Annotated in this window: 4 protein-coding genes; 2 read left to right on the top strand and 2 right to left on the bottom strand. The window is 71.2% G+C overall.

The window, feature by feature from the left end; genetic code table 11:
• Positions 1 to 734, bottom strand: a 734-nt coding sequence (locus tag GTW40_RS19955) for a maltotransferase domain-containing protein (protein WP_161181559.1), incomplete at its 3' end; no start/stop codon positions are given.
• Between the two features lie 109 nt (positions 735 to 843).
• A complete protein-coding gene (locus tag GTW40_RS19950) occupies positions 844 to 1,143 on the bottom strand; it encodes a DUF5133 domain-containing protein (RefSeq protein ID WP_018546029.1) in 300 nt (99 codons plus the stop codon).
• Between the two features lie 301 nt (positions 1,144 to 1,444).
• On the opposite strand from GTW40_RS19950, the gene GTW40_RS19945 reads away from it, so the two are divergent.
• Positions 1,445 to 1,939 carry a pep a2 gene (locus GTW40_RS19945; protein WP_161181558.1) on the top strand — a complete coding sequence of 165 codons (495 nt, stop codon included), beginning with the start codon at positions 1,445 to 1,447 and terminating at the stop codon, positions 1,937 to 1,939.
• A partial coding sequence (locus GTW40_RS19940) for an alpha-amylase family glycosyl hydrolase (RefSeq protein WP_343245745.1) occupies positions 1,936 to 2,958 on the top strand: 1,023 nt, incomplete at its 3' end. The genes GTW40_RS19945 and GTW40_RS19940, both read left to right, overlap by 4 nt.

Below are 2,958 nucleotides of genomic sequence, written 5' to 3'. Positions count from 1 at the left end.
TGGATCGGCGGCAGGTACACCACGTCGAAGCCCATCTCCGCGATGGCCTCCAAGCGACGCTCGGCCGTGCGGAAGGTGCCGTGCGGTTGCTCTTCCGTCCCCTCCGAGCGGGGGAAGAACTCGTACCAGGAGCCGTACAGCGCGCGCTCGCGCTCCACCAGCAGCGGCATCGGATCGGACGCGGTCACCAACTCCCGCAGCGGGTAACGCTCCAGGAGGTCCGACACATCGGCCGACAGGGCGCCCTTCAGCCGGTCGTCCACACCGAGGGTGTCGTCGCCGAGGTCGCGGGCGGCCGCCAGCACCAGGTCGCGTTCCGTGCCCTTGGGGACTCCGGCGGCGGCGCGCTCGTACAGCTCGGCGCCCTCCTCCAGGACCAGGCCGGTGTCGATGCCCGCCGGGATCTTGATACCGGCCGCGTGCCGCCAGGTCGCCAGCGGATGGCTCCACGCCTCGACCCGGTAGGTCCAGCGGCCCGTCATGTCCGGGGTGACCTCGGCACCCCACACGTCACTGCCGGGGGACAGCTCATGCATCGGCAGCCAAGGGCCGCGCCGGCCCTTGGGATTGCGCAGGACCACGTTGGCGCCCACCACGTCGTGCCCCTCGCGGAACACGGTGGCGGTCACCAGGAACGTCTCCCCGGTCACCGCCTTCGCCGGGCGCCTTCCGCATTCCACGGACGGCCGGACATCACGTACCGGTACGCGGCCGATGGCCGGAGTCCTGCGCATGGATCTCACCTCCGCCGTGCGCGAAGCCGGGCACACGGGCCCGGCTTCGCGATCCGATCCACAAGCCGGCTGCCGCCGTCCCGTGGGGAACGCCATGTACGGTGCCAGGTCAGGGACGTGGCGCCGTGGAACGCCGCTCCGGGGACTGCGCGCGTCGCGCCGCCCTGTCCCCTCGCGGCCGGCCGTCCTGCTCGCGCAGATAGCCGGTCAGGGTGGAGCGCAGATACCGCTCGGCCGCGTCGGCGGCCTCCCTGGCGCACCGTTTTCCCATCAGCACGCACAGGGTGTAGCCCGAATCCTCGAAGGTGCCCCGGACCGTGCGGTCGTGGGGCGAGGCGAGCATCACGCGCTCCCACGCCCGGTAACGCCGCAACTGCCGGGCCACTTCGGCCTTGGCCGGTAGCAGCATGGCCCTTTTCACCTTTCCGCTCTCGACCGGGCGCGGTCCCGAGGATCGGGTGGCACCGCGCACGGAAGCGCACGGCGCCATGACGTCGATCGAGGTTTTCACTCATGGTGCACGCGTACACACGCATCGTCCTGTTGGAGCTTCAACGACCCGGCCGTTCGTGACGCTCGTGTTGCACGAATGGCGTAGCCCCCGCACTGTGGGAGTGACTCAGAAGCGATCGGCGCTCACGCCACGTGACCGGGAACCGTCCCGATCGGGGCGACGTGCGGGAGCTTCGTCCGGTGAGGAGCAAGCGACGATGAAGGCAGTGCCCTGCTACTACCACCTCGACGTGGAAGTCGGCCCGGAACGGGTGGGACAGGTCAGCCGCATCCTGGCCGCCCATCTGCGCTACTGGGACCTGGAGAACCTCGTCGGTCCCGTCCGTCACGGCACCCAGTTGCTGCTGCGGGCGATCGACCGGCACGCCACGGACAAGGCCACCTCGATCGAGATGTGGTGGACCGGCCAGCATCTGATCACCGCCGTCGGCGGCGACGACCGGGAGCTGCGCCCCGACCAGGACCTGCGGGCCTGCCTCGCGGACCTCGCGGCGATGAGCGACGGCTGGGGGTGCTGCGCCACCGCGAACGGCGGCAAGGTCATCTGGTTCTCCCAGCGCGCCCGCTCCGACCAGCGCGTCCCGCTGGTCGCCACCGCGCCGGTGCCCAGCCTGCGCCGGGTGCTGGACCTGCCGCGCGCGCTGCCCGTGGCCGCCCTCGCCGCCCCCGACGTCCTGGTGGGCGCCCGGTGACGGCGCGCAAGTCCCGGAAAGGGGTGCCCGTGTGGAGCGGGCACCCCTACCCGTTGGGTGCCTCCTACGACGGGCAGGGCACCAACTTCGCGCTCTTCAGTGAGGTCGCCGAGCGCGTCGACCTCAGCCTCGTGGACGACGCCGGGCGCGAGACGCGCGTCCCGCTGCACGAGGTCGACGGCTTCGTCCGGCACGCCTACCTCCCCGGCGTCGGCCCCGGGCAGCGCTACGGCTACCGGGTGCACGGCCCCTGGCAGCCCTCGCTCGGCAACCGCTGCAACCCCGCCAAGCTGCTGCTCGACCCCTACGCCCGCGCCGTCGACGGCCAGACGGACAACGACGCCTCGCTCTACGAACGCGACCCCGAGGGACCGGACCGGGCCGACAGTGCCGGGCACTCGATGCTCGGCGTGGTCACCGACCCGTACTTCGACTGGGGCGACGACCGGCCGCCGGACATCCCGTACTCCGAGTCCGTCATCTACGAGGCCCATGTACGCGGCCTGACCCGCACCCACCCCGAGGTCCCCGAGCGGCTGCGCGGCACCTACGCGGGTCTCGCGCACCCCGCCGTCACCGGGCACCTCACCTCGCTCGGCGTCACCGCGGTCGAGCTGATGCCGGTCCACCAGTTCGCGCAGGACGGTGTGCTGCGCGACCGGGGCCTGTCGAACTACTGGGGCTACAACACCATCGGCTTCTTCGCCCCGCACAACGCCTACGCCGCCCTCGGCTCGCGCGGCCAGCAGGTCGACGAGTTCAAGGCCATGGTGAAGGCGCTGCACGCGGCCGGTCTCGAAGTCATCCTCGACGTGGTCTACAACCACACCGCCGAGGGCAACGAGAAGGGCCCCACCCTCTCCTTCCGGGGCATCGACAACGCCTCGTACTACCGCCTGGTCGACGGCGACTGGGCGCACTACTACGACACCACCGGCACCGGCAACAGCCTGCTGATGCGCCACCCCTACGTGCTCCAGCTCATCATGGACTCGCTGCGCTACTGGGTCACCGAGATG

This window comes from Streptomyces sp. SID4985 (genome assembly GCF_009863025.1).
Classification (GTDB): Bacteria; Actinomycetota; Actinomycetes; order Streptomycetales; family Streptomycetaceae; genus Streptomyces.
This window is presented reverse-complemented; position numbering and strand designations above follow the sequence as displayed.